Annotated in this window: 22 protein-coding genes; 15 read left to right on the forward strand and 7 right to left on the reverse strand. The window is 58.1% G+C overall.

The genetic code is table 11. The annotated features are described in order from the left end of the window. Positions 1-30 precede the first annotated feature (30 nt). From CH285_RS22700 to CH285_RS22715, 4 genes are all read left to right on the forward strand, one after another. A complete protein-coding gene (locus tag CH285_RS22700; RefSeq protein WP_094643695.1) occupies positions 31-1,047 on the forward strand; it encodes an ABC transporter substrate-binding protein in 1,017 nt (338 codons plus the stop codon). Positions 1,048-1,123: 76 nt separating this feature from the next. Next, the gene (locus tag CH285_RS22705) at positions 1,124-1,888 is read left to right on the forward strand and encodes an ABC transporter ATP-binding protein (RefSeq protein WP_371831886.1); all 765 of its coding nucleotides are present in this window, start codon (positions 1,124-1,126) and stop codon (positions 1,886-1,888) included. After that, positions 1,885-2,709: an ABC transporter permease gene (locus CH285_RS22710; protein ID WP_094643697.1), complete on the forward strand. Its 825-nt coding sequence runs from the start codon at positions 1,885-1,887 to the stop codon at positions 2,707-2,709. The genes CH285_RS22705 and CH285_RS22710 overlap by 4 nt, the downstream gene beginning before the upstream one ends. Further along, positions 2,709-3,530 carry an ABC transporter permease gene (locus tag CH285_RS22715; RefSeq protein WP_094643698.1) on the forward strand — a complete coding sequence of 274 codons (822 nt, stop codon included), beginning with the start codon at positions 2,709-2,711 and terminating at the stop codon, positions 3,528-3,530. Before CH285_RS22710 ends, CH285_RS22715 begins: the two co-directional genes overlap by 1 nt. A 145-nt stretch (positions 3,531-3,675) precedes the next feature. On the opposite strand, the gene CH285_RS22720 is transcribed toward CH285_RS22715, so the two are convergent. The 3 genes from CH285_RS22720 to CH285_RS22730 form a co-directional block, all read right to left on the reverse strand. Beyond that, positions 3,676-4,248, reverse strand: a complete 573-nt coding sequence (locus CH285_RS22720; RefSeq protein ID WP_255032366.1) for a DUF4352 domain-containing protein — start codon at positions 4,246-4,248, stop codon at positions 3,676-3,678. 313 nt (positions 4,249-4,561) lie between these two features. Then, positions 4,562-5,206 carry a vWA domain-containing protein gene (locus tag CH285_RS22725; protein WP_094643700.1) on the reverse strand — a complete coding sequence of 215 codons (645 nt, stop codon included), beginning with the start codon at positions 5,204-5,206 and terminating at the stop codon, positions 4,562-4,564. Between the two features lie 79 nt (positions 5,207-5,285). Next, positions 5,286-5,909 carry a DUF4352 domain-containing protein gene (locus tag CH285_RS22730; protein WP_094643701.1) on the reverse strand — a complete coding sequence of 208 codons (624 nt, stop codon included), beginning with the start codon at positions 5,907-5,909 and terminating at the stop codon, positions 5,286-5,288. A 135-nt stretch (positions 5,910-6,044) separates the two neighbouring features. Between CH285_RS22730 and CH285_RS22735 the strand changes: the two genes are divergently transcribed. The 4 genes from CH285_RS22735 (at position 6,045) to CH285_RS28740 (ending at position 10,362) form a co-directional block, all read left to right on the forward strand. Then, a complete protein-coding gene (locus CH285_RS22735) occupies positions 6,045-7,280 on the forward strand; it encodes a sensor histidine kinase (protein ID WP_094643702.1) in 1,236 nt (411 codons plus the stop codon). Between the two features lie 38 nt (positions 7,281-7,318). Next, complete coding sequence (locus CH285_RS22740) at positions 7,319-7,972, forward strand: response regulator (protein WP_094643703.1); 654 nt, start codon at positions 7,319-7,321, stop codon at positions 7,970-7,972. 431 nt (positions 7,973-8,403) lie between these two features. After that, complete coding sequence (locus CH285_RS22745; RefSeq protein ID WP_094643704.1) at positions 8,404-9,528, forward strand: ParB N-terminal domain-containing protein; 1,125 nt, start codon at positions 8,404-8,406, stop codon at positions 9,526-9,528. 126 nt (positions 9,529-9,654) lie between these two features. Beyond that, positions 9,655-10,362, forward strand: a complete 708-nt coding sequence (locus tag CH285_RS28740; RefSeq protein ID WP_176458857.1) for a restriction endonuclease — start codon at positions 9,655-9,657, stop codon at positions 10,360-10,362. A 57-nt stretch (positions 10,363-10,419) separates the two neighbouring features. Here the strand turns inward: CH285_RS28740 and dndA are convergent, their stop codons facing one another. Further along, positions 10,420-11,610: a cysteine desulfurase DndA gene (gene dndA / locus CH285_RS22755; protein WP_094643706.1), complete on the reverse strand. Its 1,191-nt coding sequence runs from the start codon at positions 11,608-11,610 to the stop codon at positions 10,420-10,422. Between the two features lie 100 nt (positions 11,611-11,710). Between dndA and dndB the strand changes: the two genes are divergently transcribed. Genes dndB through CH285_RS22780 form a run of 5 tightly spaced genes read left to right on the forward strand, consistent with a single transcriptional unit; the run spans position 11,711 to position 18,178 of the window. After that, on the forward strand, positions 11,711-12,838 hold the full coding sequence (gene dndB, locus CH285_RS22760) for a DNA sulfur modification protein DndB (protein ID WP_094643707.1): 1,128 nt from the start codon (positions 11,711-11,713) through the stop codon (positions 12,836-12,838). Further along, the gene (dndC, locus tag CH285_RS22765) at positions 12,835-14,364 is read left to right on the forward strand and encodes a DNA phosphorothioation system sulfurtransferase DndC (RefSeq protein WP_094643708.1); all 1,530 of its coding nucleotides are present in this window, start codon (positions 12,835-12,837) and stop codon (positions 14,362-14,364) included. Before dndB ends, dndC begins: the two co-directional genes overlap by 4 nt. Further along, entirely contained in the window at positions 14,361-16,334 is a 1,974-nt protein-coding gene (gene dndD / locus CH285_RS22770; RefSeq protein ID WP_094643709.1) for a DNA sulfur modification protein DndD, read from the forward strand. Before dndC ends, dndD begins: the two co-directional genes overlap by 4 nt. A 5-nt stretch (positions 16,335-16,339) precedes the next feature. Further along, on the forward strand, positions 16,340-16,720 hold the full coding sequence (gene dndE, locus CH285_RS22775; protein ID WP_094643710.1) for a DNA sulfur modification protein DndE: 381 nt from the start codon (positions 16,340-16,342) through the stop codon (positions 16,718-16,720). 9 nt (positions 16,721-16,729) lie between these two features. Beyond that, the gene (locus CH285_RS22780; RefSeq protein WP_094643711.1) at positions 16,730-18,178 is read left to right on the forward strand and encodes a DNA phosphorothioation-associated putative methyltransferase; all 1,449 of its coding nucleotides are present in this window, start codon (positions 16,730-16,732) and stop codon (positions 18,176-18,178) included. Between the two features lie 153 nt (positions 18,179-18,331). On the opposite strand, the gene CH285_RS22785 is transcribed toward CH285_RS22780, so the two are convergent. From CH285_RS22785 to CH285_RS22800, 3 genes are all read right to left on the reverse strand, one after another. Continuing rightward, complete coding sequence (locus CH285_RS22785; protein ID WP_128645940.1) at positions 18,332-20,542, reverse strand: DNA sulfur modification protein DndB; 2,211 nt, start codon at positions 20,540-20,542, stop codon at positions 18,332-18,334. Between the two features lie 1,067 nt (positions 20,543-21,609). After that, complete coding sequence (locus CH285_RS22795) at positions 21,610-22,254, reverse strand: VWA domain-containing protein (RefSeq protein ID WP_237669241.1); 645 nt, start codon at positions 22,252-22,254, stop codon at positions 21,610-21,612. 94 nt (positions 22,255-22,348) lie between these two features. Next, the gene (locus tag CH285_RS22800; protein ID WP_094643713.1) at positions 22,349-22,813 is read right to left on the reverse strand and encodes a 5' nucleotidase, NT5C type; all 465 of its coding nucleotides are present in this window, start codon (positions 22,811-22,813) and stop codon (positions 22,349-22,351) included. A gap of 403 nt (positions 22,814-23,216) precedes the next feature. Here CH285_RS22800 and CH285_RS28475 point away from each other — a divergent pair, with 403 nt between their 5' ends. Beyond that, positions 23,217-23,981: a hypothetical protein gene (locus tag CH285_RS28475; RefSeq protein ID WP_237669242.1), complete on the forward strand. Its 765-nt coding sequence runs from the start codon at positions 23,217-23,219 to the stop codon at positions 23,979-23,981. A 176-nt stretch (positions 23,982-24,157) separates the two neighbouring features. Beyond that, positions 24,158-24,979, forward strand: a complete 822-nt coding sequence (locus tag CH285_RS22810) for a hypothetical protein (RefSeq protein WP_256984232.1) — start codon at positions 24,158-24,160, stop codon at positions 24,977-24,979. Positions 24,980-25,048: the final 69 nt, after the last annotated feature.

Raw genomic sequence — 25,048 nt, forward strand, 5'->3', positions numbered from 1 at the left:
CGTCACGCCGATCAGCAAGCGAGGACGCAGATGCATTTACGCCGAATCACCTCGATCATGACAGCGGTGGCGCTATCCGGCGCACTGGTGGCATGCGGGTCGGATCCCGGCCCCGACGCGGACCCCGCCAATCCGGTCACGATCGACGTCACCGTCTCGGCCGCGGCCGAAATCTACAGCATCCCTTGGCTTGTCGCGCAGAAGCAGGGACTGTTCGAGAAGCACGGTGTGATCGTGGAGAACATCGTGCCGGGCAAGGGCGGCAGCGCGACCATGCGCACGCTGCTCGACGGCAACATCCCCATCGGTGAGGTCAGCTACCCGTCGATCGTGCAGGCGGACGCAGCCGGCTCCGAATTGCGCATCGTCGGCGGCGGCACGCAAGGGCCGTACCCGATGAACTTCTACGCACTCGCCTCGAATCCCAACATCAATTCCATCGAGGACGTGCGCCGTTGGGCGTACACGCGGCCCAACTCGGCGTCCGATGCTCTGACGCGTCTGCTTCCCTCCGTTGCGGGCGTCGACCCGAGCCGGATCGAGCGGGTTGCCTCCGGCGGAATCGGTGAGGGCTTCGCACTACTCGAAGCCGGCAACGTCGACATTGCACTCGTTCCCTCTATCGTCGCCGAACAGCGGCCGGAGGATTTCAAGCTGATCGTCAGCAGCCCCGACTACATGTCGCGGTTCCTGCAGTCGACGATCACCACGACCAAGGATTACGCCGCGAGCAATCCCGGCGTCGTACGAGCCATCAACGCCGGCTACACCGACGCGGTGGCATCGATCAAGGCCGATCCTGTTGCGGCAGCGCAGATTTATGCGGATTACACCGGATTCAATGTGGAGTCGGCCATCGCGGTGGTCGAGCGCGCATCCTCGGTCGACACCTGGGGTGGCGGCTTCGACGCCGCGTCGGTCGAATCCGCCCAGGACGGCGTGGAAGCGTCCGGGAGCGATCGAGTACCCAATTTCTGCACCCTGTTCGACCCGGACTTCCTCGCCGCGGGAGTAGAGAACGATGTTCCCGGCGACTGCGACTCCTGACCGCAATTTCCCACCACCAGAAGGTACCGACGTGACTCACGCAGCGACTCGACCCCGCCCCGACACCACCTCCGCCATCGCCGTCGCCTCGTCGGTCTCGCGGCACTTCGGTGATGTGACCGCCCTCCACGAGATCGACTTGTCCATCGGCCGAGGAGAATTCGTCTCCGTCGTCGGGCCCAGTGGCTGCGGCAAGTCCACTTTGCTCGAGGTTTTCGCCGGACTCCAGGATCACGACGGCGGCACCGTGCACGTCGACGGGCAACCGCTCACCGGCCCTCGGTCCAAGACTGCGGTCATCTTCCAGGAATCGGCGACGCTCCCCTGGCGGACCGTCCGCGACAACGTCGCGTTCGCTCTCGAAGTCCGGGGTGTCGGGAAGAAAGAACGTCGGTCCCGCGCCGACGAACTACTGAACACTGTGGGGCTGAGCAAGTTCGGCGACCACTACCCCACCCAGTTGTCCGGCGGTATGCGCCAGCGTGTGGCCATCGCGCGCTGCCTGTCCATGGAGCCTGACCTCATACTCGCGGATGAGCCGTTCGGTGCTCTCGATGAGCAGACGCGATTGGTCATGTCGTACGAGCTGCTCAAGATCGTCGAAAAGCTCACCTGTGGAGTCCTGTTCATCACCCACAGCATTCAGGAAGCGGTACTGCTCTCCGACCGCGTGTTGGTGATGAGCGCGCGGCCCGGCCGGTTCATCGACGAGATGGACATCGACCTGCCTCGCCCGCGCTCCGAGGACGTTCTCGCCAGCCCAGCGGCTACTGCTCTGCACGAACGCATTTGGTCGAGTCTGCGCGACGAGGCCAAGAAGACGATGAGCATCGAACCATGAGTGCGCCGACGCGCGAGAGCAACCGCGCCTCCGTAGTTCCCGGATACATCCGGCCGGCCCCCTCCACCCAACTCGGTCTCCCCGCATGGGGCTGGACCGTACTCATCCTCGTCGCGGCACTGGTGGCCATCGACATCTCGGCACGGTTCTTTGCATCACCGCTCGACATCGTGCCGGTGACCGATATGATCTCGACGTCGCTGAGCCTGCTGACCGACCCGGACTTCCTCGTCGACGAGTTGGGCCGGACGCTCGGCATCATCGTTCTTGCATTCGTGCTCAGCTCCGTACTCGGCGTCGCCGCGGCCTACGTGCTGTGGCGGTACGAATTGTGGGACAGAGCGTTTCAGCCGTACCTCAACGTCTACTACGCCGTCCCGACGTTCGCGCTCTACCCCATCATGGTGGTGCTCTTCGGCGCTGGAGTCGCCCCGATCGCCATCCTGTCCACCATTTTCGCATTCGGTGTGGTCGCGCTGAACGCACGCACCGGCTTCAACGAGGTGTCGCCGATCGTCACCAAGCTCGGCACCACGCTGATGTTGACGCGGTGGCAGTACTTCCGATCCGTGCTTCTGCCGTATGCGCTGCCGAGCATCGTGACCGGCCTCAAGCTCGGGCTCTCGTACGCCGTCATCTCGGTGTTGGCCAGTGAGTTCATCCTCTCCACCCAAGGTCTGGGGCACTTCATCTCCATCGCCTACGACGGGTTCGACATCGCCGACATGTACGCCGGGATCCTCATCGTGGCGCTGATCGCTTTGCTCTCGACCTCGCTGATTTCGCTCGCGCTCAACCGATTCGATTGGAGGCGCCGCTGATGAGCAGCACCTTGGACAGAGTTGCCACCGCCCCTTCAGTTCCCCCGAAAGTGACCCCGTCCGCGGGCCGCACGAACGCTCGACGGTTCCTGCCTCCGGTGGTCGTGGCCGTCGTCGCGGTTGTGATCTGGTGGATCGCGGCCGTTCTGGTCGACAGTCTCATCTTCCCGACGCCTGCCGAGGCCATGCGTTCGCTTGCTGCGGACCTTGGTACCGCCGACTTCCGAGCCAACGTCTACGACTCACTACGCATCCTTGTGCTCGCGTTTCTGGCAAGTACAGTCGCGGGTTCCCTGCTGGGCCTGACACTCGGACTGAGTCCGTTCTGGACCCGAACCATCGCCCCGATCGTCTACTCGATCAACAGCATCCCGAAGATCGTGCTGTACCCGATCTTCCTGTCGTTCCTGGGCATCGGCGCGCTGAGCCGATTCGGGTTCTCCTTCTACGCCGCGTTCATCCCGATGTTTCTCGTCGCGGTCGAGGCCACGGCATCGGTCCAAAGAATCCACCTGAAGATGGCGGCATCGCTTCAGGTGAGCTGGCCTCGCTTGATCCGTCAGATCGTCATTCCCGCGGTGCTGCCGGCATTGGCGACGGGTATGCGGATGACCTTCGGCTTGGCATTCCTGGGTCTGCTTCTCGCCGAGATGTTCTCGTCGTCCAGTGGCATCGGTTACGAACTGCTGCGCAACGTCAGCCTGGTGCGCATGGAGAACATCATGGGCACTGTTGTGCTGATTCTGGTGATGGCATTGCCACCCACCATCGCCCTGCAGTGGTTGGAAACTCGGATCACCTCGAAGTACGGCGGTCGGTGATAAGGACAGTTCAGCTCGCGTTCGCAAGTCCTCGAGCCGCCGAGACAAGACCTCGGCAGTCGAGCGGTGATATCCACCATCTCGCGAGCTGACAACAAAGACGGCCGGGCACCGTTTCGGTGCCCGGCCGACGAAAGCCTCTGAGCTATCGCAGGGAGATTTCAGCCCCACCGGAGAAGACGGAGTCGTGTACCTCGAGAGTCGCGGGGACCGCATCCGCTGGGATGTCGAACACGATCGTTATGTTCTGTGACAGACCGGGGTTGATGTCACCCCCAATTGCAGTTTCTGCCTCAAGGTTGATCGCTGCCATCGCGTCATTCTCGAACTCACGACCTTGGACATCGATCAACTTCTGGTTCGAACCGAAGTAGCTTTGCGCCTTATCGGAGACGTTGGTGACCGTGACGCTGACCAGCACGAACTGCCCCAGGGCGTCTTTCTGAAGGTACGGGTTGTCGCCGAGGGTCGTGATACCCGTCTCGACACCGGTTACGACAAAACCGAACTTGCCATCGCGCACTTCCTGGCCGATACCTGGGGCCGTCTGCTCAGGTTCTGGTGCGAGAGAAACCGATTCGACGGGAGCGACGACCGCGGCAGAGGGAGCATTTCCGGCTGCGACAGGTGCAGCGGTGGACGAGGTTGAGGATTTCGCAGTTGTGGACTTCTCATCATCACCCCCACCCAACATTCCGCCCACAACAAGAACCAGCACGACGCCACCCACAACCCACGGCCACTTCCGCTTCTTCTTAGCGGGCGGCTGCGGCTGTCCGTACGGCTGCTGTGCGTAGGGCTGCCCGTGCGGAGGTTGGGCGCCGTAAGACCCCTGTGGCTGCCCGTAGGGAGCCTGTCCCGAGGGCTGCGGCTGATTTGGATCGTGCGGAAATGTCATGAAGTCCTGGTCTCTGGTCGAAGTGGTGCTGAGTAGGTATAGGACCGGCGGGTCGGAATGTTTCAGTACATCGGCTGAATTCATTCGACCGAATGAACTACGAGCCGTTCCGCTTCCTCAGAGGCAATCTCTGCTATACCCCTCGCGCTCGTCTGCGATCGCCCGGGGTGAAGGCCGATGCCGAGCGCGCATCGACACCGGCCGATCGCTTTCGATGCTGATAGTCCGCCACCGAATCGAAGGCTGCCGTAACGCCGACCGAGGTCGAGACGTACATCATCGACTTGCCGCGCTGAAAGCCCAGATCGGCACCCACCTCGACAGCGTCGATGTTCGATCCCAAGAACACGAAGTCCCAGCTGTACTCGGACTCCTGCCGCTGAATCAATTCCCGCACAGAAGCATTGGTCCACTCTTGGCTCGCGTTCTCGTGACCGTCGGTCATGACGAGAACGGTCACCGAACCGGGGCGCTCATCCTCTGGACTCGCAGCCAGACCCGCGCCGACCTCGCTGACGAGCCGCCCGATCGCGTCGTACAACGCGGTGCCACCACGCGGCTCGAGGACGAGTGGGTCGACGTCCGCGATGGGCACGCTGTCGTAGACAAGCTCGTACCGGTTGTCGAACTGTGCCAGCGTGACCACGGTCCGACCGTCGGCCGCACGCTCCTTGGCGATGAACGAGTCGAATCCGCCGCGGGTGTCGTCGGCGATGGAATGCATCGAACCGGACCTGTCGAGCAAAGCAGCAACGAGGGACAGCTGAGGGTTGGTCATAGTATCCTTCCGTAGGACGCAGCCGAGACTGCGCCGAATGAATTGGTTTGAGGCTTAACGGAAGTGCGGATTTCGATGGCTACCGAAGTGCAACCGTCGTACCGCCCGAGAAGGCCGAATCGTGCAGCTCGATCTCGGCAGGCACGGTTCCTACGGGGACGTCGAACACGACGGTTGTATCCAGCGCGTTGCCCGGGTTGATCTGTTCGTAGCCGATGCCCTCGTCGAGGTAGGCAGTCGCGAGGCTGTCGACGGAGTACTGCTTGCCGTCCGCGTCGAGCAACTTCTGCGAGGACGCGTCCAAGCTCTGTGCTCGGTCGCCGATGTTGCGGGCGGTCATCGTCACCTGGACGTACTCGCCCTGTGCGGTCTGCGTCAGGTATTCCGAGCCGACGGTCGTGACGGGTGGCGCGACGGCCGTGACGATGAACTCGAACTTGCCGTCACGCACTGGTACGCCGATTCCCGGCTGAGCCGGCTCGGCCGGGGCTGCAGGAGCCGCTTCTTCCGACGACGGGGATCCGGCCGGCGCGGGAGCTGTCGGGCTCTCCGACGAACCACCACCGATGAGCCGAATGAGGGCACCCAGCACGACGATCGCCAGGATGACGGTCAGGATCTTGTGTCGGGCGAACCAACTCTTCTTCTGCTCGGGAGCGGGCGGAGCGTACTGCTGCTGGGGGTTCGGGTTGTGGTTGGTCATGTCGAAATTCCTCTCGTTAGGCGATGCATCAACCACACCGCAGTCAGCCCTGTCCGCGCCTCGGCTGACCGGTCGGTGCGCCTCCTCCTTTCGGTCGCATCCGATCGGTCATGCGGGCCGTTCGGACGATTCGCAGTGTCGGTGCACGGCCGTACGCTTCTCCTCGTGAGCACCCATCGGACAGGCACCCTGCGCCGCAAAGCCTGGACGACGGCGGCGGTGGCCTTCAGCCTGTTCTGCTCGATGATGACCGCCGGGTTGGCGGGTGCGTCCGGGACGCCGGGGTGGAACCTGGGCCTCGGCGTCGCGCTCAACCTGATCGCAGGCGTCGCCTTGATTTGGCGACACGAACGGCCATGGGTCGTTCTGGGACTGGCGTTGGCCGGGCCGCTGTTCTTCGCCACCGATGCGACGGCAGCGTTGATTGCTCTGTTTGCTGTCGGTGCGTTCGCGCGAACCAAGCCGCTCGTGATTGCCGCAGTCGCTGTGTACGTCGCGTGCGGGGTGTCGTTGACGTACGACGCCCATCGCAGCCGGTACTACTCCGTCCTGACCATCGGTTCGACGAAGGCCGAGGATGGGTCCATGCCGGTGGAGTGGGACGTCCCGGCGTGGATTCCGTGGGTCGTCGCGGCAGTGCTCGTCGGGTTGGTCGTGGGTGGAGCAATACTGCGTCGCACGCGATCCGACCTGACGGAGGCTGTGGTCACGCGAGACAAGGTGACGGTGGAGTCCAACGCACTTCGTGAGGAGATGCTGCTGAATGCCGAACGTGCCCGCATCGCCCGCGACATGCACGACACCCTCGCTGCCAGCCTCAGCCGCATCTCACTGTTTGCAGGCGGAATGCAAGTCAACAGCGCCGATGGACCCGAGAAAGTAGCCCAAACTGCATCGATGATTCGGCAGACCGCCCACGATGCGCTCGACGAGCTCAAGCGCATCATAGGTGTGCTGCGCGGATCGGCCGATGCCTCGGGCGGTGGTCGGCAAAGCGTCGAGGGCATCTCGGATCTGGTGCACTCGGCACGGGACGCGGGCTTGCACACGTCGCTGATGCTCGATGTGACGCCCGGTGAAATCGGAGCTGCGAGCAGCCATGTGGTGTATCGGGTGGTGCAGGAATCGCTCACCAATGCGCAGAAGCATGCCGCCGGTTCGACGATTCGGGTGGCGGTGCACGGGTCCGATCAGGCAGGCCTTCGCGTGGACGTACGCAATCAGCTGATGGGGCAACCGGCGTTTGCGCATGGGTCGGGTACGGGGTTGACCGGACTGGCCGAACAAGTCCGCGGGGTGGGCGGCACGTTTGCTGCCGGCGCTCAGCCGGGCGAATTCGTGGTCTCGTGCTGGCTGCCGTGGTACTCCTGACGGGCAGTGTCGGAGTCGCGTTCTAAGCTCAGCGAACCATGACAGCGCCAGCCGTGATCACAGTTCTGATCGTCGACGACGACCCCTTCGTTAGGCGGGGCGTGACCGACATCTTCGCGAAGACCCCGGACATTTCGGTGGTGGCGGATGTGGAGGACGGCGACCAGGTGCCTGCTGCGGTGACGGCGTTCCGGCCGCACGTGGTGCTGATGGATCTTCAGATGCGCCGGGTCGGCGGACTGGATGCCACCCGCGAGTTAATGACGCTGGCCCATCCACCGAAGGTCATTGCGATGACGGCGATGGATGTGGACGACCTGGTGGTCCGGGCCATCGAGGCGGGGGCACACAGCTTTCTGAGCAAAAGCGAGGCCCCCGAGACGTTCCATCAGTCGGTTCGAGCAGTGGCATCCGGCAACACGTTGTTCAGTGAGGATTCGCTTCGGAAGATTGTCGCGACGTCGATGTTGCCGGCAACTCCGGCATCGGTGTCGATGGACGTGCTGAGCCCGCGAGAGCGAGATGTGCTGCGTATCTTGGCTACTGGTTCGACCAATGCGGATATATCCTCGGAGCTATTCCTCAGCGAGACGACGGTGAAGACCCATATCTCTGGGATATTCATGAAACTTGGTGTGCGCAATCGAGTCGAGGCGGCGCTGGCTGCCTTCCGGGCGGGAATGGTCACGTGAGCGGACCGAGCCTGAACCGGTGACCCGAGGCAGCACCCGTCCTGCGCGAAACTGGCGGAGCGATTGCTAACTTAAACGAGCGTTGGTAGGTACTTCGGTGAGCGACGACCGCGCAAGAGCGATCAAGGCCGCATTGAGGGCATCCTTCGCAATGGTCGATGGAGTGAAAGATCCGTCGAACGCCTGACTGCAGAGTAACTCCAGCCGCGATGTCGTGCGTCGAAACCACTGGCGCATTGATCAATATCGGCGGCAGTGACGTGACCTCGGCGGTCACTACCTTCGCCAGTCCGGGCAGGCCAAAGCGGCAATGCTTCACACTCTTCGCAAGTTTGCGCACGCTTCAGCAACCGACGGCCGAGAAACGCTGTCCACCTCACGTCCGTGAGTTATAATCGACGTTGAAGATCAGAAGACTAAAAGGAGAATCAGTGTACGACCAAGATTTGCTTGAAATGAACATTTCCCTCGATAAAATTTATCTGGACCCTAACAATCCTCGATTCACGAATCTGAAATCGAAGATCCCCGACAAAAGAGCCCACGAAGAACAGGTCCAAAAGAATACGGACGTTAGCATTCAGAAAGAAGGGGTCGAAGAGCTTGTCGGTAGCATTATTCAGAACGGATTCTTACCTCTGGATCGAATCGTAATTCGCGAACTTGAAATTGGAAGTGGTAGATATGTCGCAGTCGAAGGAAATCGGCGCGTCGCAGCACTCAAAACAGTTGAAAAGAGAATCAGCGGCGCTCTGATTGAAGAGTCCGATCTAAACGAGGAGGGTCAGGAACTACTTTTAGAATCTATACAAAGCATAAAATGCCTCGTATACACGGGTGCCCAGTCGAACGACATTGCGTGGATACTTCAGGGAATTAGGCACATTAGCGGAATTAGGGATTGGTCCCCCGCGCAGCGAGCAGAACTTGTATCACGAGAAATCGATGAGGGTGGTTTAAAATCCCGCCAGGTGGGTCAGAAGCTTGGAATATCAACACAAGCCGTGAATAGACTGTACAACGCCAACCGAGGCCTCCAGCAAATGCTCTCCGATGAAGACTACTCGAGCCGTGCAAAAAAAGAATATTTCACACTCTTCGAAGAAGCACACAGGAGGCCAAACATAAGGAACTGGCTTGGCTGGAATGAAGCAAGCAAGAACTACGAGAACATTGATAACCTGCAGACATTCTACGAGCTGGTCGGTGAAGATCCGGAAAACGGCAGTAAGCGAAGAATTCACGACCCGCGCCAAATTGGCGCTCTGGAGCAGCTAGTCAAAAACAACCGAACTGACCTGATCGACAGCGTGCTGCAGTACGCCATGCCGATCGACGAGGCCAAAGGCCGTCTTGACGAATCGTCAGCAAAGCACGATTGGAAAGCTGAGATTCAGCGTGCGACAAAAGCGCTTGAAAGCCTTCCTGCGACAATGCTCATGTCACAGCCGAAAGATGTTTCGTCATCGCTTCAATCACTCGCTGATGTTATCGCGTCTCTTCTCGCTGCGGTATCAGCCCCCAATCAAGGCGATTCCGCCTCGGAGACTTCGTAAGCAATGAATGCGCTGAAAATCGTTCGAGAAGAGGCATATACCCTCGCCACTTCAACGCAGCCCAGAAAGTCAGTGCACGTCCTGAGTCACCTATCGTGCGCGTTTGTGAAATCAGGTTACTCTTCCATGCAAAGCGACGAATTGGCTGAGCAATGGCTGGGGCGATTTTTGCAACATTTTGAGACATTTACAGATCGCACGTGGTCTGCGGAGGGAATTGACCCTCCGCTTTACGCATCTACACTGCAGGCAGACGTGCTTTTAGGGGTAAATCACAAATACTTCCGGGGGGGTACAACTGGAGAAAACTTACGCATAATCGAGTTTGTAAAGTGCTGCGAACCCCGTGAATTTGTATGGTCTTGCGCGGTAGCGCTCGCATATTCAGGCGCTTCTAGAGTCTACGTCGTTGATGGATCCAACGATGGCGGTATAGACGTCTTAGGACTTTATCAGACGAGCCCGATCCAGGGTTTATGCATATCTATTCAAGCAAAAGCGTGGACCGGGGTCCTATCTGGGCAACACGTAGAAGACGTGGTAAATAAATACTTGTATGGACTACAAAAGCCCGTTTGGCATATCTATGACTCGTTAATTGATATCAATTCTCAGCCGGGATTCTCGAGGGCACTGGTCATTGCCTCGCGTGACGGCTTTGGCTCGTCGGCATTGACCACTTCACGAAAGCTTGCGAACGTATGCTGGAATTCCTACAAGATCGGATCTTTAATACCGCCAACTTGCGATTACGAACGATTCTCCGGTCTGGTCAACCACCTCTCTGCCGATAAGATCGGCCGCACGACAAACATAGTTCCAATGATTTTATGACTTTCAACCAGACAGTGGAGCGGCATACGGTAGCTCACCAATCTTATGGTTTGTAATCTAGCGGTGTCGAATCCGTTCAAGAGCAGAGCCTATGGCCAGCCAGTCTGGCCGCGGAGTTAAGTGGCACCACGATAGGCGGAGCGCACCGTTGATCCTGTCCTCGCCGAGATCCATTGCTACCAGCACGTGACTTGGTTCGTAAGCTTGCGAAGTACACGCAGACCCGTTCGAAATAGCTGCCGTACCTTTTAGCGCGACAAGTGCTGCCTCAGAGTCCAAGCCAGGCACCGAGAAGTTCAAGGTGTGAGGCAACGCCCGTGACGGGTCTCCATTTATTAAGATACTAAGCGGAGCAAGCGCGGTTAGCGCTTGCTCCCTCAGTTGCAGCGCGTATTTTTTGCGCTCCAGGCGCTTAGCTCCGGCCAGCTCGATTGCAGTTCCAAGCCCAGCGATGAGCGGTACCGGCAAGGTGCCGGGACGAAGGCCTCGTTCTTGGCCGCCGCCAACAAATAGCGCGCTCAGTGGGATGCGCTCGTAGCCACGACGTCGAGCGATCAAGGCACCGATACCTTTCGGCGCGTAAACCTTATGACCAGACAAACTAATTAGGTCAATCCTAGAGTTGTCGAAGATGTCCGCGACTTTTCCGTAGGCCTGCGCTCCGTCTACATGAAAAAATGCACCATGGCTCGTCAGACACGCCGCAATGTCGGAGATCGGTTGAAACACGCCCGTCTCGTTGTTTGCGGCCATAACCGACACTAGGTGTGTGTCAGGACGAAGGGCCGCTGATATGTCATCCGCCGAAACCCAGCCATCAGAATTGGGTGATACTTCGGTGATCTCGAACCCACGTCTTCCGAGCTCACGAATTGGCTCCAAAACAGCTTTGTGCTCGATCTGAGTGGTCACGATGTGCATGTGTCCCGAGTCACGACCGGCTTGCTCGAGTCCAAGGATCGCAAGATTGTTGCTCTCAGTAGCCCCGCTAGTGAAGATTACCTCGTCTGGCTTGGCACCCGCGGGTGCCGCAACCTGCTCACGGGCACGATTCACGCGTTCCTTAGCGCGTTGCCCATACGCGTGCGTGCGGCTGCCGGCGTTACCGAAATCTTCCTGCAGGTAGTGGATGACCTCTGCCAGGACTTCAGGATCGATTGGCGTCGTTGCGTTGCAGTCCAGGTACACCGGAGACGCTGCAGCGGCGTCGCTCAGCAAAGAGTTGTCGGTACCCGGAGCTATCGTCATGCCCGAGACTGTACGCCAAAATCGACGCGGGTGTTCGTTAAACCCGGCGTGTTGTTCGGATGTATAGTTCCGTACATCACCGACCAACGTTTGGAGAGACATGGTCAAGCAGTCCAGCTCGGTAGTTGCTCGAAGCCCGGGCTTCGAGTACGTCTTCCCTGCCATCCGGGGGGTTCAAGCCGGGCGGGGCTACTTCGTGACCATGTGCCCCTTGAGACTAATACCGCGCCTGTTCCTGTTTGACGATGAGGAGCTTGTCCCGGAGATGCGTGCGCAGCGGACGCTCAACAAGGCACGAGTACCGGAGATCGCTCGCTACGTGGTCGAAAATCCGGACAGCTACGTCTTCTCAGCGCTCACGGCGTCAGTCGACGCCGACGTCACCTTCGAGCCCTTCGGCGGCGGTGGACCGAATGACCGCATCGGCACGCTTACCATCCCTATGTCGGCCAAGTTCGTGATCAACGATGGCCAGCATCGTCGCGCGGCGATCCAGGAAGCTCTGAGTCAGAACCCAGACCTTGGTGACGAGACCATCGCTATCGTCATGTTCCTGGATCTCGGGCTCAAGCGTTGTCAGCAGATGTTTGCAGACCTGAACAGGTACGCCATCCGACCCGCAAAATCGATCAGTGTGTTGTACGACCATCGAGATGACCTGTCGGCCATCACGCGCGTCGTTGTCTTCCAGTCCGACTTCTACAACGATCTGACGGAGACCGAGTCGAGCAACTTGGCAACCCGCTCACGGAAGCTGTTTACGTTGTCCGCGATGTACAGCGCAAACCGGGCACTTCTCGACGGTCTCGATGACAGCAGTTTCGATCAGAAAGTCGAAATGGCTCAGGTCTTCTGGGACACCGTCTCGAAGTACATCCCCGAGTGGACTCAAGTTCGCCAACGCGAAGTCAGCGCCGGCGAAATCCGCAGGGACTTCATACACAGCCACGGCATCGTGTTGCACTCACTCGGCAAGGTCGGCAACAGCATTCTGCGGGACACACCAGACAAGAAGAAGTGGCCAAAGATTCTGAAGCAACTCGGAGACATCGATTGGCATCGATCGAATTCGTCCGTATGGGAAGGCCGGGCAATGTCCGGTGGTCGCGTCTCGAAGAGCGCCGGCAACGTGTTGCTGACGACAGCGCTCATCAGAAGAACCTTGGGAATCCCGTTGCCAGCCGACGAGCAGCGCGCCGAAACTGCATTTAATGGAGGAGACAAGTGACCATTAACCTACCGATCCGACCGCGATCTGCGTTCGACAATCTAGGGCTGTCGGGCACGATCGACGAATTGGTTGAGCAAACTCAGACTCTCTACCTCGAAGACGGTATCCCGTGGGTCATCGGTTATTCAGGTGGTAAAGACTCGACCGCTGTACTGCAGCTGGTTTGGATGGCCATCGCTCGCTTGGAGCCGGAGAAGCGAACCAAGCAGATTCATGTCATCAGCACCGACACATTGGTCGAGAACCCCATCGTTGCGGCGTGGGTCACCCACTCGCTGGAGACGATCAGGGCCGCTGCAACCCAACAGGATCTGCCGATCGAACCTCACCGTTTGACGCCTGCTGTCGCGGACACATTCTGGGTCAACTTGGCGGGTCGAGGATACCCTGCCCCACGGCCCAAGTTCCGGTGGTGCACAGAGCGGCTGAAGATCAAGCCCTCCAACAGTTTTATCATTAACATGGTGAAATCCCACGGAGAAGCGATACTGGTCCTGGGCACGCGTAAAGCTGAGAGCTCCGGTCGGTCACATCGAATGTCCGAGCTAGAGTCACGTCGGGTACGAGATCTACTCAGTCCCAACGACTCTCTTCCCAACTGCCTCGTCTACTCGCCTGTTGAGAATTGGTCCAACGACGATGTATGGACCTTCCTCATGCAAACCAAGAACCCATGGGGATACTCGAACAAAGAGCTTCTTACCATGTATCAAGGTGCCTCGTCCGATGGAGAGTGCCCGTTGGTCGTCGACTCCTCCACCCCGAGCTGCGGTGATAGCCGGTTTGGTTGCTGGACATGCACACTGGTCGACAAAGACAAGTCGATGTCGGCGATGATTCAGAATGACGAAGAGAAAGAGTGGATGCTTCCACTCTTAGAGCTTCGTAACGAACTCGATGTAGCCGATGACAGACATCTCCGCGATTTTCGCCGTATGAACGGGAGCGTCCAGCTCTTTCACGACCGAACCATCCCGGGCCCATACACGCAGAAGTCACGCGAACGATGGGTACGTAAGCTACTCGAAGCTCAGACATGGATTCGCGCAAACGGGCCGAAGATAGTCGAAAACCTTGAGTTGGTGACACTTCCGGAGCTCGAGGAAATTCGTCGGTTGTGGGTAGTCGAGAAGCACGAGTTCGAGGACAACCTGCCCGCCATCTATCGCGAAGTGACTGGCGAGGATTTCCCTGGACGCCCACTCGACGAGCATCTCCCCCTCGGTCCAGAGACGGTCGCCATCCTCCAGGAAGTCGTGGGCGACGACAGACTCCATTTTGAGCTCGTACGCGAGCTGCTCGACATCGAGCAGCGACACCGTTCACAAGCCCGCCGTGCCGGTCTTTTCGACTCTCTTACGAAGGCGATGCGCAGAGGTTTCTACGATGACGAGGACGACGCCCTAAACCGGGCTAACAAGCGGCGTGACGCGATTGAACGTGAGAGCGACTCCGACACACCCAGCGATCTCGACATTGCAGCGGGGTACGTTCGCGCAGTTCCGACAGGGGCAACAGATTGATACTCGATCATCTGGTCTTACAAAACGTCGGCACCTTCTCGGCGAGACACAAAATAGAACTCACACCGAAGTCGTCGACCAAGCCAATTATTTTGGTCGGCGGATTGAACGGTGCTGGCAAGACCACAATTTTGGAGGCAATTCACCTCGCGTTCTACGGAACGCTGGCTCAATCGACAGGGCGTCGAACCGGAAGCTACGAGAACTACCTCCGTAGCCTGGTGCACCGTGGTGCCGCTCCCGGCTCGACTTCAGCGGTCGAGCTCGAATTTCGCGCCAACCAACAAGGAGTCGAGCATAGATACCGTGTGATGCGTTCATGGGAGGGATCGAAAGACCCCGTACGCGAACGCCTCGAAGTGGAAGTGGACGGCGTCGTGGACAAGGCTCTGACCTCGACGTGGGGCGAACACGTCGAAACCTTCCTGCCGCGCGGTATCGCGGGTCTGTTCTTCTTCGACGGTGAGCAAATCGAGGCCCTGGCCGACATGCAAAAATCGCGCGAAGTGCTCGGATCGGCGTTGTCCACTTTGTTGGGACTCGATCTGGTCGAGCGACTCGCTACCGATCTGGCCGTTTTGAGACGCCGGCACCGAATGAATCAGATACCTGAAGCCCTCAAAGCCAAAGTGGCAGAGAAGAAGGACGCGGCGTCGAACTCTCGACAGGTAGAAGAGACCACTGTCGAGTCGCTGGCATCCGCCCGGGTCGAGTTGGAGCGCGCGGAAAAGCGTCACTTCGAGCTAACCGAGCGATATCGGTCGACCGGAGGTGAACTGCTCGACAAACGTGTGGCCACCGAAAGTTCGGCGCAGCTGCATCGGGAATCTCTGGACCAGATCGAGGCTGAACTGCGAGAGGAAGCCGCCGATGTCGCTCCTTTGCTTCAGATCAGCGAGCTTCTCGAGGGGCTGGAACGGCAAAGCCTGGCGGAAGTCAATGCCACAAACCAGCGAATAGTCGCAGACGCTCTCGTTTTGCGTGACCAGGCAATCGTCGACATGCTCTCGACGGCCAGCGTCGATGCCTCTGCCTTGGACACCATCGCTCTGTACATGTCAGAAGATCGCACACGTCGTGAATCAGAAGGAACGGTGCCGCACGTGACCGGCCTTCAGAATCCAGCGGGCATCGCGTTCCTACGAGAGTCAGCACTACCGGGTGCCCGAAGACGACTTGCGTCGCTTCTGGAGCGTAGACACTCGACCCGTACGGAATTGGATCAGCTCGAGCGCGTCCTGGTTGCCATGCCAGATCCCGAGTCACTTCATGATTTGAAGGCCGAATTGGACGTTGCTTCCTCTGACCTCGTGCGTAAGCAAGCGACTCTTCAAATGGTGCAGGAAGCGCTTACATCAACCAGAGCGGACAGAGTCAAGGCTGATGCAGCGTACGAGAGTGAACTAGACCGTCTCGCACACGCCGAGCTATCCACGGATGACGACACTCGGATCGTCACTCACGTAGACAAGGTCAAGGAAACTCTCGAATCTCTTCGTGGGGCGGCCACACGCCGATACCTGGGAAGGATCGGAGAGCTCGTCCTCGAAGCGCTGCAACGGCTACTTCGCAAAGAGTCCCTCGTGGCTTCGGTAAATATCGACCCCGATACCTACACAGTCGAACTTGTAGGGAGAGACGGAAACGTACTTCCAGCCAACCAGATGTCTGCTGGTGAACGTCAACTACTCGCAGTCTCGCTGCTCTGGGGCTTGGCGCGGGCGTCCGGACAACCGCTACCAGTTGTCGTCGACACGCCGCTGGGCAGGCTGGACGGATCTCATCGAGGCCACTTGGTCGACCGATACTTCCCGTATGCAAGCCATCAAGTGATCCTCTTGTCCACGGACACCGAGATCGACGAAATTACTTATGCGCGAATCAAGAAATTCGTTGGCCGCGCGTACAGACTCGATTTTGACCAGGCAACGAACTCCACGTCCGTGCTGCCCGGCTACTTCTGGGAGTAACTAAAGTGCCACTCGAACATGTTCGCTTGTCCCAAACCGCCCGCGACCAACTAGTAACACTCAAACGGCGCACCAAGATCGAACATTGGAACGTTCTGTGCAGGTGGGCTCTGTGCCGATCGCTCGCCGAACCGACGGTCCCCCCCGCCTTACGACTCGTTACCGACAGCAGCGTTGAGATGACCTGGAAAGTCTTCGCCGGTTCTCACGGAGAAACACTATGGGCACTAATGAGATACAGGTGCCACCGAGATGGACTGCCGTTGGACGAAGACACTGTTGCCAACTATCTCCGATTGCATCTTCACCGAGGAATCGGATACTTGATTGGTGACACCCGTTCTTCGGACATCGGGGGGCTGGTCAAGCTTGCGCTGACAGAGTAGGTCATTGGCATGCATCTGGAGAACGTTGCTCGGCACAGGACCGCCATGGCGCGGACAGCCCTGTCCAGGCCCGTAGAAACCGCCCTTGCGGACCAAATCCTCACGACGGGTATGTCGTTTTTCGACTACGGGTGCGGGCGGGGGGACGATCTGCGGGGCTTGTCTGCCTTGGGTTACCGGGCATCCGGCTGGGACCCTGGCCATCGTCCTGAGGCAGTCAGATCTTCTGCAGACGTGGTCAACTTAGGGTTCGTAGTCAACGTGATCGAAAACCCTGCTGAGCGGCTAGAGACAGTCAGGTCCGCCTGGGGGCTTGCGCGGCGAGTTCTGATCGTGTCCGGGCGACTCGTTTGGGAAGCAAGACACCTAGTTGGCCGTCGCTTTGCCGACGGAATAATTACACAGTCTGGTACCTTTCAAAAATTCTACGAACAAAACGAATTATCGACTTGGCTTGAACAGGCACTGGGCAAGAAGCCCGTCGCCGCTGCTCCCGGTATCTTCTACGTTTTCAGGGACGAAGTAGATGAACAACAATTCCTAGCCAACCGAGTGCACACGTACCGCCCACGCGTACAGATAGACCCTCACGTCACATACGAGCAGAACAGCGAGCTGCTTGAACCCTTGCTCAAATTCATGTCTCGACATGGACGCTACCCGAAGACTGGTGAACTTGAAGTTGATCATGAACGGTGTATAAAAGAGCAATTTCAGACGCTTGGCCGCGCAATGAATTTGATATACAAGGTGACGGAGGATACATACTGGGAGCGAGTTCGAACGCAGTGCAAGAGCGAGCTCGTTGTCTATGCCGCCCTCTCGCGATTCGGCCGTAGACCGAAATTTGGCAGCCTGGGAAAAACACTGCAACGCGACATAAAAACTCATTTCAACACATATCGAGAAGTCACCACCCTCGGCGATCGCCTCCTCGCCTCATCGGGCAACCCAACGTTGATACTGATGTCAGCTCGCAGCTCAAAAGTTGGGAAACAAACACCCTCAGCACTTTATGTCCATCGCAACGCTGTTGCGGAGCTACCTCCACTCCTTCAGGTCTACGAGGGGTGCGCGCGGGTCCTGTCTGGGAATATTCCGCGGGCCAATATGATCAAGCTTTCGGTCCTCAAACCACAGATATCTTTCCTGACCTATCCCGATTTTGAAGCCAACGCACATCCGACACTCGCGAGTGCAGTGACTGTCAACTTGCGGGATCTCTCTGTGGATTGGAGGGACTACACCCGATCAACCAATCCCCCACTCCTTCATCGAAAGGAAGAATTCGTGGGTGCCGACGACCCGAGACGCGCGCTCTACGAGAAGTTGACCGCGTCCGAGGTGCGAGCGGGACTATATGAACGCCCTGAGCAGATCGGCAGGTTGGACGGATGGCGACAGACCTTGGAACGAAGGTCGAAGATTGTCCGTGGGCATCGCTTGTTCAACAAATAGATCGGCATAACGTCAGGAGCCGGCAGCCTCTAGGGTGAGTATGCCCCCCCGAGGGCCTGAAAGTTCATCGTCAGATCGATCATCGGTCGATGGTCGGGCTGTGGTGCAAACGGTTTCCTTCCGCGGGCCACCGACTATCTTTAAGACACGCCTCTATGACGGTTCACTCACCTCACCATTGGCAGCTTCCGTTCCCAGGCCATCGTCAAGATCATCATCGACCTGGTCATCATCCGTCAAAGTCGTATCGGGCGTTTCAACAACTTTGCCTGACTGAACCTTGAACCACGCCTCCAGCTGTTCGTCTGGTACGTCGAACCATTTTGCAATAGCGCTTCTAACTTCCTTGGAAGAATCTACTACTGCTTGCTGCCTACGTTTGTCGTCTTTCAAATCGGGACGAGTTGTCCGCAATGCTTTATCTTTCTCGCCAACGATATACGTTAGATAGGCTTGCCTTGACTCGTCGCGAAGATTCAGTAGAGATTCTTCATTGACGACGCCTTTCAGCGGTGCGAACCCCTCCTTTGAGGCCAGAATTTCCAACCAAAAATACCGGAACTGAACTGCTCGTGGCGAGTCCATATTCGTGATTAAATTCAAAGGACTTTTCGGAGACTTGGCACTACGCTTCGACAGCGCGAGCCGCCGATCGTAAGAGCCTGAGGTTCGGCTCTCCATCCAAGAATTGACACCTGCCTTCATTCCCTCAGCGACACTTACGACGTCGTCGATGCCGCCCGGTGTTGCTCGTTTCACGATGGATGCCAAGGTCAAGGCCAGGCCTAATTGACACGCGTGGGTGTTTACCGCTTGGAAGAGTTGATTCACTTCGTCCACCCTTGACTTGGCACCGATGTACTGATCGGCCCTAAGGGTTTCAAATTCCGATTGCTTGGTGACAATCAGATCCCAAGCCTTCACAACATCTGGCTTTGTAGTTGCCCCGTAAAGCTCCTTTTCGCGTTGCCAGTACGTAGCCGAATCGCGGAGTGTCCAGTACATTCCCACTCCCCCGAACAATGCATCATTCGCGAGCGTTGAAATGGCATCGTCAAGTAGCCATCCATCTTTGAGTTGAGACAATGCCCTCGCGTGTGCCCTGTAAGGCAGAATTCCGCTGAGAAGCACCAGTATCGCTCTTCCCCATGACTCCCGGTACGCCTCCGATAACTTTGGTACCGCGGAGTCAGGAAAGTTCTTATTCGCCAACTCGTCTCGAGAGAAAGGCTGGTCACCGTCGATGGTCGGATCGAACAATCTCTCTACATCTAATTGTTCGCGCATGAACGAGTTTTTCTCTTCTTCAGGCTCGCGCTTTCCTATTACCGAGTCGAGCTTATTGATATATTTTGGTGGACCAAAGACGGTCCGACTTATCATTTGTTTAATGGCATGTATATTTGTTAATGCAGACCATCTCGCCGATGTTGTCGATTTCGTATCCGGATTGTCGTACTCGACGCAGAATAACGGTAAGTATTCCTCGCCAGGCTGATTGCGCAGATCAGTTAGCGTCGTGCGAACAAAGATATTGAGCAGCTCGCTATCCGAGAGCAAAATTAGCCTTGATTCGCTTGGAGTTCGAGCTTCTTTATTGACATCCACGAAAACCTTACGTGCGGCCTTGTGCGGCTCGTGGCCGCTACCGAACTTCTCAGGAAACCACAGAAGAGTGACCGGGACTTCAATGTCATCCAGTACGCCATCACGATTCTTGAGCGCCTCTTTAATTCGCGATTCGTAAAAATAGCGGTATCGCGCGCCCGAGGAGCTTTGCCATGCCGATCGAATAGTTCGATCAATGGCCAACAATGCCATAGCACGGTGCTGCCCGTCGACAACCACAAGACGGCAGAACTCGCTGTTCCACTTGACCTCCCCGAGCGCAATTGGACTCGCTTTGCCTGTGTCGTCGACTAGCCGGCGGATGCGCACCGACTGGCCTGCATCCTGCTGAGCCCAATCCAACCCGCCGTCGTTCACGATTGTCCGCTGGCCCAGCTCGGGGAAATCCGAAGGTCGCTGAGACTGAAATGGAAGCAAGACTGCGACTATTGGTGGAAAAAACGCTGGTCCGTTTTTCTCTGGATTGAGTAGGTAAGGTACGAGATTAACCGCGACGCGGTGATCATCAAGGTCGCGTTGCAGGAGCTGGTTGAAGTCGAGCTCCTCCGAAGGGATCACCTCACGAACCGGCACAAGGTGCTGAGTCAATCTCCGCTCAGAGTCCGCAGCATCAGCTCCCAGCCGGGCTTTGGTCATCAAGTAGTCAACCTGCCCCGCCGGCGTTGAAAATCGTCCGGTGATTCCTTGAACGCTATTTTGAAATGAAGCACCGCTGCCAAATTGACCAAGACTCATTTACTGCCTCCCTAGAACCGGTTGAAAAACTCGCTGTAGGACCCATTCAGCATTTTGTGCTACCACTCTTCGCTGAGCACGTCCATCGTCGTTAGTTCCGAGTCCCAGGAACTCTGTACCCGACGGGAGGACCCAAACGTCCAGTCGTTCCAGGCGGATCCCACACCCGGCCAGTCTCTCCCCCAGCGATTGCCCATTGAATTGCATCACGTCAGCCAGGGCCGGATTCTGCCTCAGCTGAGCGTATGCAGCCTCATACGCTTTCTTGTGTTCGGCTAACCTGCCCCTCAGATTCGTCGCGACGCCGATGTATAGAGGGCTCGCGAAGATCGGGGATGCAGCCAGCAACAGGTCGGCCAAGAGTCGCCGCTGCTCCGGGTTTGCAGATACTTCAGCCAAGCGCAAACCCAATCGGCTGGTCTCGGTTACTTCGTCGAGGTCTGCGGCCGACTCGCGATTGAGTGTTGCTGACCAGTTCAAACCGTACTTTCCGGGGCCTGCCATATGGACCGGTCCTGTGCGGTGCACGTTGACATAATCCATGATGGCTCGGTTAAGTTCAAAGGTCGCCAGGTCTCTGTCGCCCCGCAACCGAGGTTCCCAGTCGCGCTCGGAGAGCGCCACCTTTGCATACCACGCGTAGATGCCAGGCACATCTGGTGCCATGTCGAGCTCTAGCGCCCCGAAACGCTTTGGCTGTGGAGGCTGGCGATTGTGCTTCACAGACATCACGTGATCCTATCCGTCCAGCCCCCAGGGGCGCTGCTTGGCTCTCATGATCGCGATTCTTTAGGTCGAAGACTTTGACTCTTGAAGTTGAGCCTACCCAAAGCGTCGGGGAACTATCTGAGGGTCGCACACGGATTCTTCAAGCTTTGCTTATTCCTCGTTGAGCTGAGGATGACTCGTAATCCTAATCCGAGCGCGGCAGCAGTAAACGCATCCTCAGCGGCAGGTGCAACCTACGGACAGATTCAACTGAACTTCCAACCGGTCAGTGCGGCAACGATGCAGAGGACGAAGACCAGTTCAATTGCCCTCCAACACGCCGCTGCCCCGGTACTTACTCATTCGCCGCGCGCTCGGCGACGGTCGGCTTCGGAGAAACCCTGGGCCAGAGACGCTCCGTGCACCTGGGCACGCTTGCGGTCCTGGTAGCTCGCCACCGAATCGAAGGCAGCCGTGACGCCGACCGTCGTCGATACGTACGTCATCGACTTCTCCCGCGCGAACCCGAGATCAGCACCCACTTCGACAGCGTCGATGTTGGAACCCAAGAAAACGAAGTCCCACTCGTAGTCCCGCTCCTGCTTCGCAATCAGCTCGCGCACAGCAGTATTGGTCCACTCCTTGCTCGCGTTCTCGTGCCCGTCGGTCATCACCAGAACAGTGACCGAGCCAGGGCGGTCGTCCGCGGGTAACGCACTGAGCTCCGCACCCACCTCGGTGACGAGCCGGCCAACCGCGTCGTAGAGAGCAGTCATCCCGCGTGGCTCCAGCACGAGGTTCGGTACCTCCGCGATCGGCTTCGAGCTGTAGACCGACTCGTATCGGTCGTCGAACTGAGCCAGAGTGACAACGGTATTGCCGTCGGACTCACGTTCCTTGGCGATGAACGAATCGAACCCGCCGCGGGTGTCGTCGGCGATGGCATTCATCGAACCCGAACGGTCGAGCACAGCAGCAACGAGAGAGAGCTGTGGATTGGTCAAAAGAACCTCCTGATGGAAAGTGCACCGAATGGACGCGGTGACGATGATGGCCGAACCATACCGAGGGGTACCGACAAGAACTGAGCTACGACGGTCACGCCCGTTCCAGCAGGTAGGCCGTCACCTGGTCCCACGTCTCGAACGGTTCGGTGCCGTACCGCAGCCATTCCCCTCCGAATTCGCCGGCACCATTATTGCGTCGGTCGTCTACGAGAAAATCCCCGCGATTCAGGTTCTTGTGGTGGGACAGGATAAGTCTTTTGTAGGCGACGGATCCTTCGTCGGACCCGAGGTGCTTCTGCACCCACAGCACCTTGTCGTGCCAGGCGCTGGAGTTCTTCCAGGGGGCGGTGGAGAGGATGTAGGTGTCGAACACGGCCGCCAACGTGCGGTAAGCATCGAGCGCGCCGTCGATGGGATCCATCAGCGAAAAGATGTGCGCTACCTCGTCGAGGTCGTTGGGGTATTTCGCTATGTCGGCCGGGTCTGCCCGGTCGATGCCCGACTGGAAGTTTACGAGCGTGTTGTCGAGGTCTACGTACAGAATTTTCCTGGCCATCGGGCACCTTTCGTCGTGCACCGTCGCGGTGCAATGTCAGAGAAGAGTCACGGGAACATCGACACCGCGAGAGAAGCAGAACTTGATCCGTTCCGCATTTCGATCATCGCACACGCGTACGACAAGCTGTTTCGCGACCACTGCCGTCGCCGTGAGCTCCACACTGTGTCAGACCCGTTGGATACAGTCAGTCGTGTCGCACCGAGATCCCGGGGAGAGCGAAACCGATTGCGCACCATGCACGCACCGGTCTTCGCACACGCAGCCCACACTCGCCACAATGCACTCGATCTGCCCCAGACGGGTACCAACATCTGGTGGCGGAATTGCAGACCCTTGCGTCCCACCTCAAGCCCGCCGTATAGCGATTAAGCCCGACACCACAAAAGACTTGGAGACATATATGAAGCAATCCGACCACCCCGCTCCGGAATGGCATTTCGCATCGACCATCGATGGAGATCGGTATGCCGTGATCACCAACCTCGATCATGACTACGCCGGATGGTCGGTGGAAGTCGAGCAAGAAGGAGGCATTCAGATCGGCCAGGTGATGTCGGAAACCCTGTGGCGTGACGACGACACTGATTTCAACCTGCTCGGTCTCGGAGACTCTGTGGACGGTTGGTGCGCACCGGTCGAAGGCGGGGCACTGCTGACCGCGTTCTTCACCCCTGCGGGCACACGTCTCGCGATCGAGCCTTGGGTCTACACGCGAGAATGGTTGACAGAATCGCTTGTCGACCAACCGGTGGCACTCATTATCGACCTCGGACCCAACGACTACATCCCCAGCGAGCACGAGTCCGACGACGTCCTGTGTGCTCAACTTCAGGTGATGGAGGACGACGTATTCCTTGTTCGTCGCTCCCGCACCGAGCTCGGACATCTACTGCTCGCCAACTATTCGACTGCGGCAATCACTCTCGACAAGTGGTACCTGCAGGAACACTTCGACGACTGCACCGACGGCTACCTGTTCACCAAGGATCGTCGCTTAGCCGCGGAAACCTGCGTCACCTGGTTCCGGGACAAGCAGGACCCGAACGAGAAGATCGACATTGGCTGCAACTACCGGTTCGCCGACCAACTGATCCCCGAGGACGGACGCTCTTCTAGCCTGAATACACCGTCTAGACAACAGAGGAGCATGGGTTTCGGTCGCTGAACGTGCTGTCGTGCTGGCATATTCGTCCGTTTGTTCGACAACTTCGACTTCGTGTCCACCGTCGAGCAGATTCCGGTGACGGAACATAGATCAAGATTGATACCCGGTACCGTCACAGCACGAGCCGGTCCGACTGAATCCGACGGGCGCAGAACCTCGTGTCATCACGACCGGATATGGTGTCCAACATGGCAGAACCTTCCCAGGACAAGCTCTACGCGACCACGCTGCAGACAATCGGTGCCATCGCGAAGCTACCCGTCGTCCACGTGGACAGAGACTCTTTTCTACGGAAGCAGTTCAAAGATTCCTCGTACCTCGATGTCATCCTCGCCGAGGGGCCACAGGTCGTTTACTCAGTCGAATCACTTCGCAAAAAATGCAACACACTTGTCAAGAACAGTGCAGCGAAGACCTCGGCTGTATCATTTGCCAGCGGCCTGCCCGGCAACCCTGCGATCATGGTTGCCGCAGGTGGAGCGGACGTAGCGCAATATTTCGGCTTCGCCATCAACCTTGCTCAACAGATCGCGTACATGTTCGGGGAAGATGACCTCTTCGACGGCAACGAACTGTCTGAGTCGGCCCAAATTCGCGTGATTGGCTACCTCGGCGCAATGTTCGGAGCGGCTGGGGCATCGGCGCTGGTGGCGAGCACATCGAAAGTCGCCGGCGCGAACATCGGCAAGAAAGTCGCAGCGCAGGCACTGACGAAAACCACCTGGTACCCCCTCGTCAAGAAGGTCGGCGCAATCATCGGGCAGAAGATCACGAAGAAGACCGTAGAGAAGACGATCACCAAGGCCGTACCCGTGGTCGGCGGGATAGTGTCCGGCGGGCTGACGTATGTGACTTTTCGCCCCATGGGACACCGTCTAGCCGACACTCTTGTCAGAAATTTGACTGGCGAATTCGACGACGACCTCGACCTGAATCCCGAGTTCGCGGCACGCGCAAACGCGAACAACGTCGTGATCGAACAGATCGGCGGTCTGTAACCACGTACGTTCTTCGTCGGACATCAGCGCCCTGGCAATCACCGCTCGAACGGCGCCTCCGATATCGTG

Origin of the sequence: Rhodococcus sp. 05-2256-B1, from assembly GCF_002258465.1 — a bacterium.
Classification (GTDB): Bacteria; Actinomycetota; Actinomycetes; order Mycobacteriales; family Mycobacteriaceae; genus Rhodococcoides; species Rhodococcoides fascians.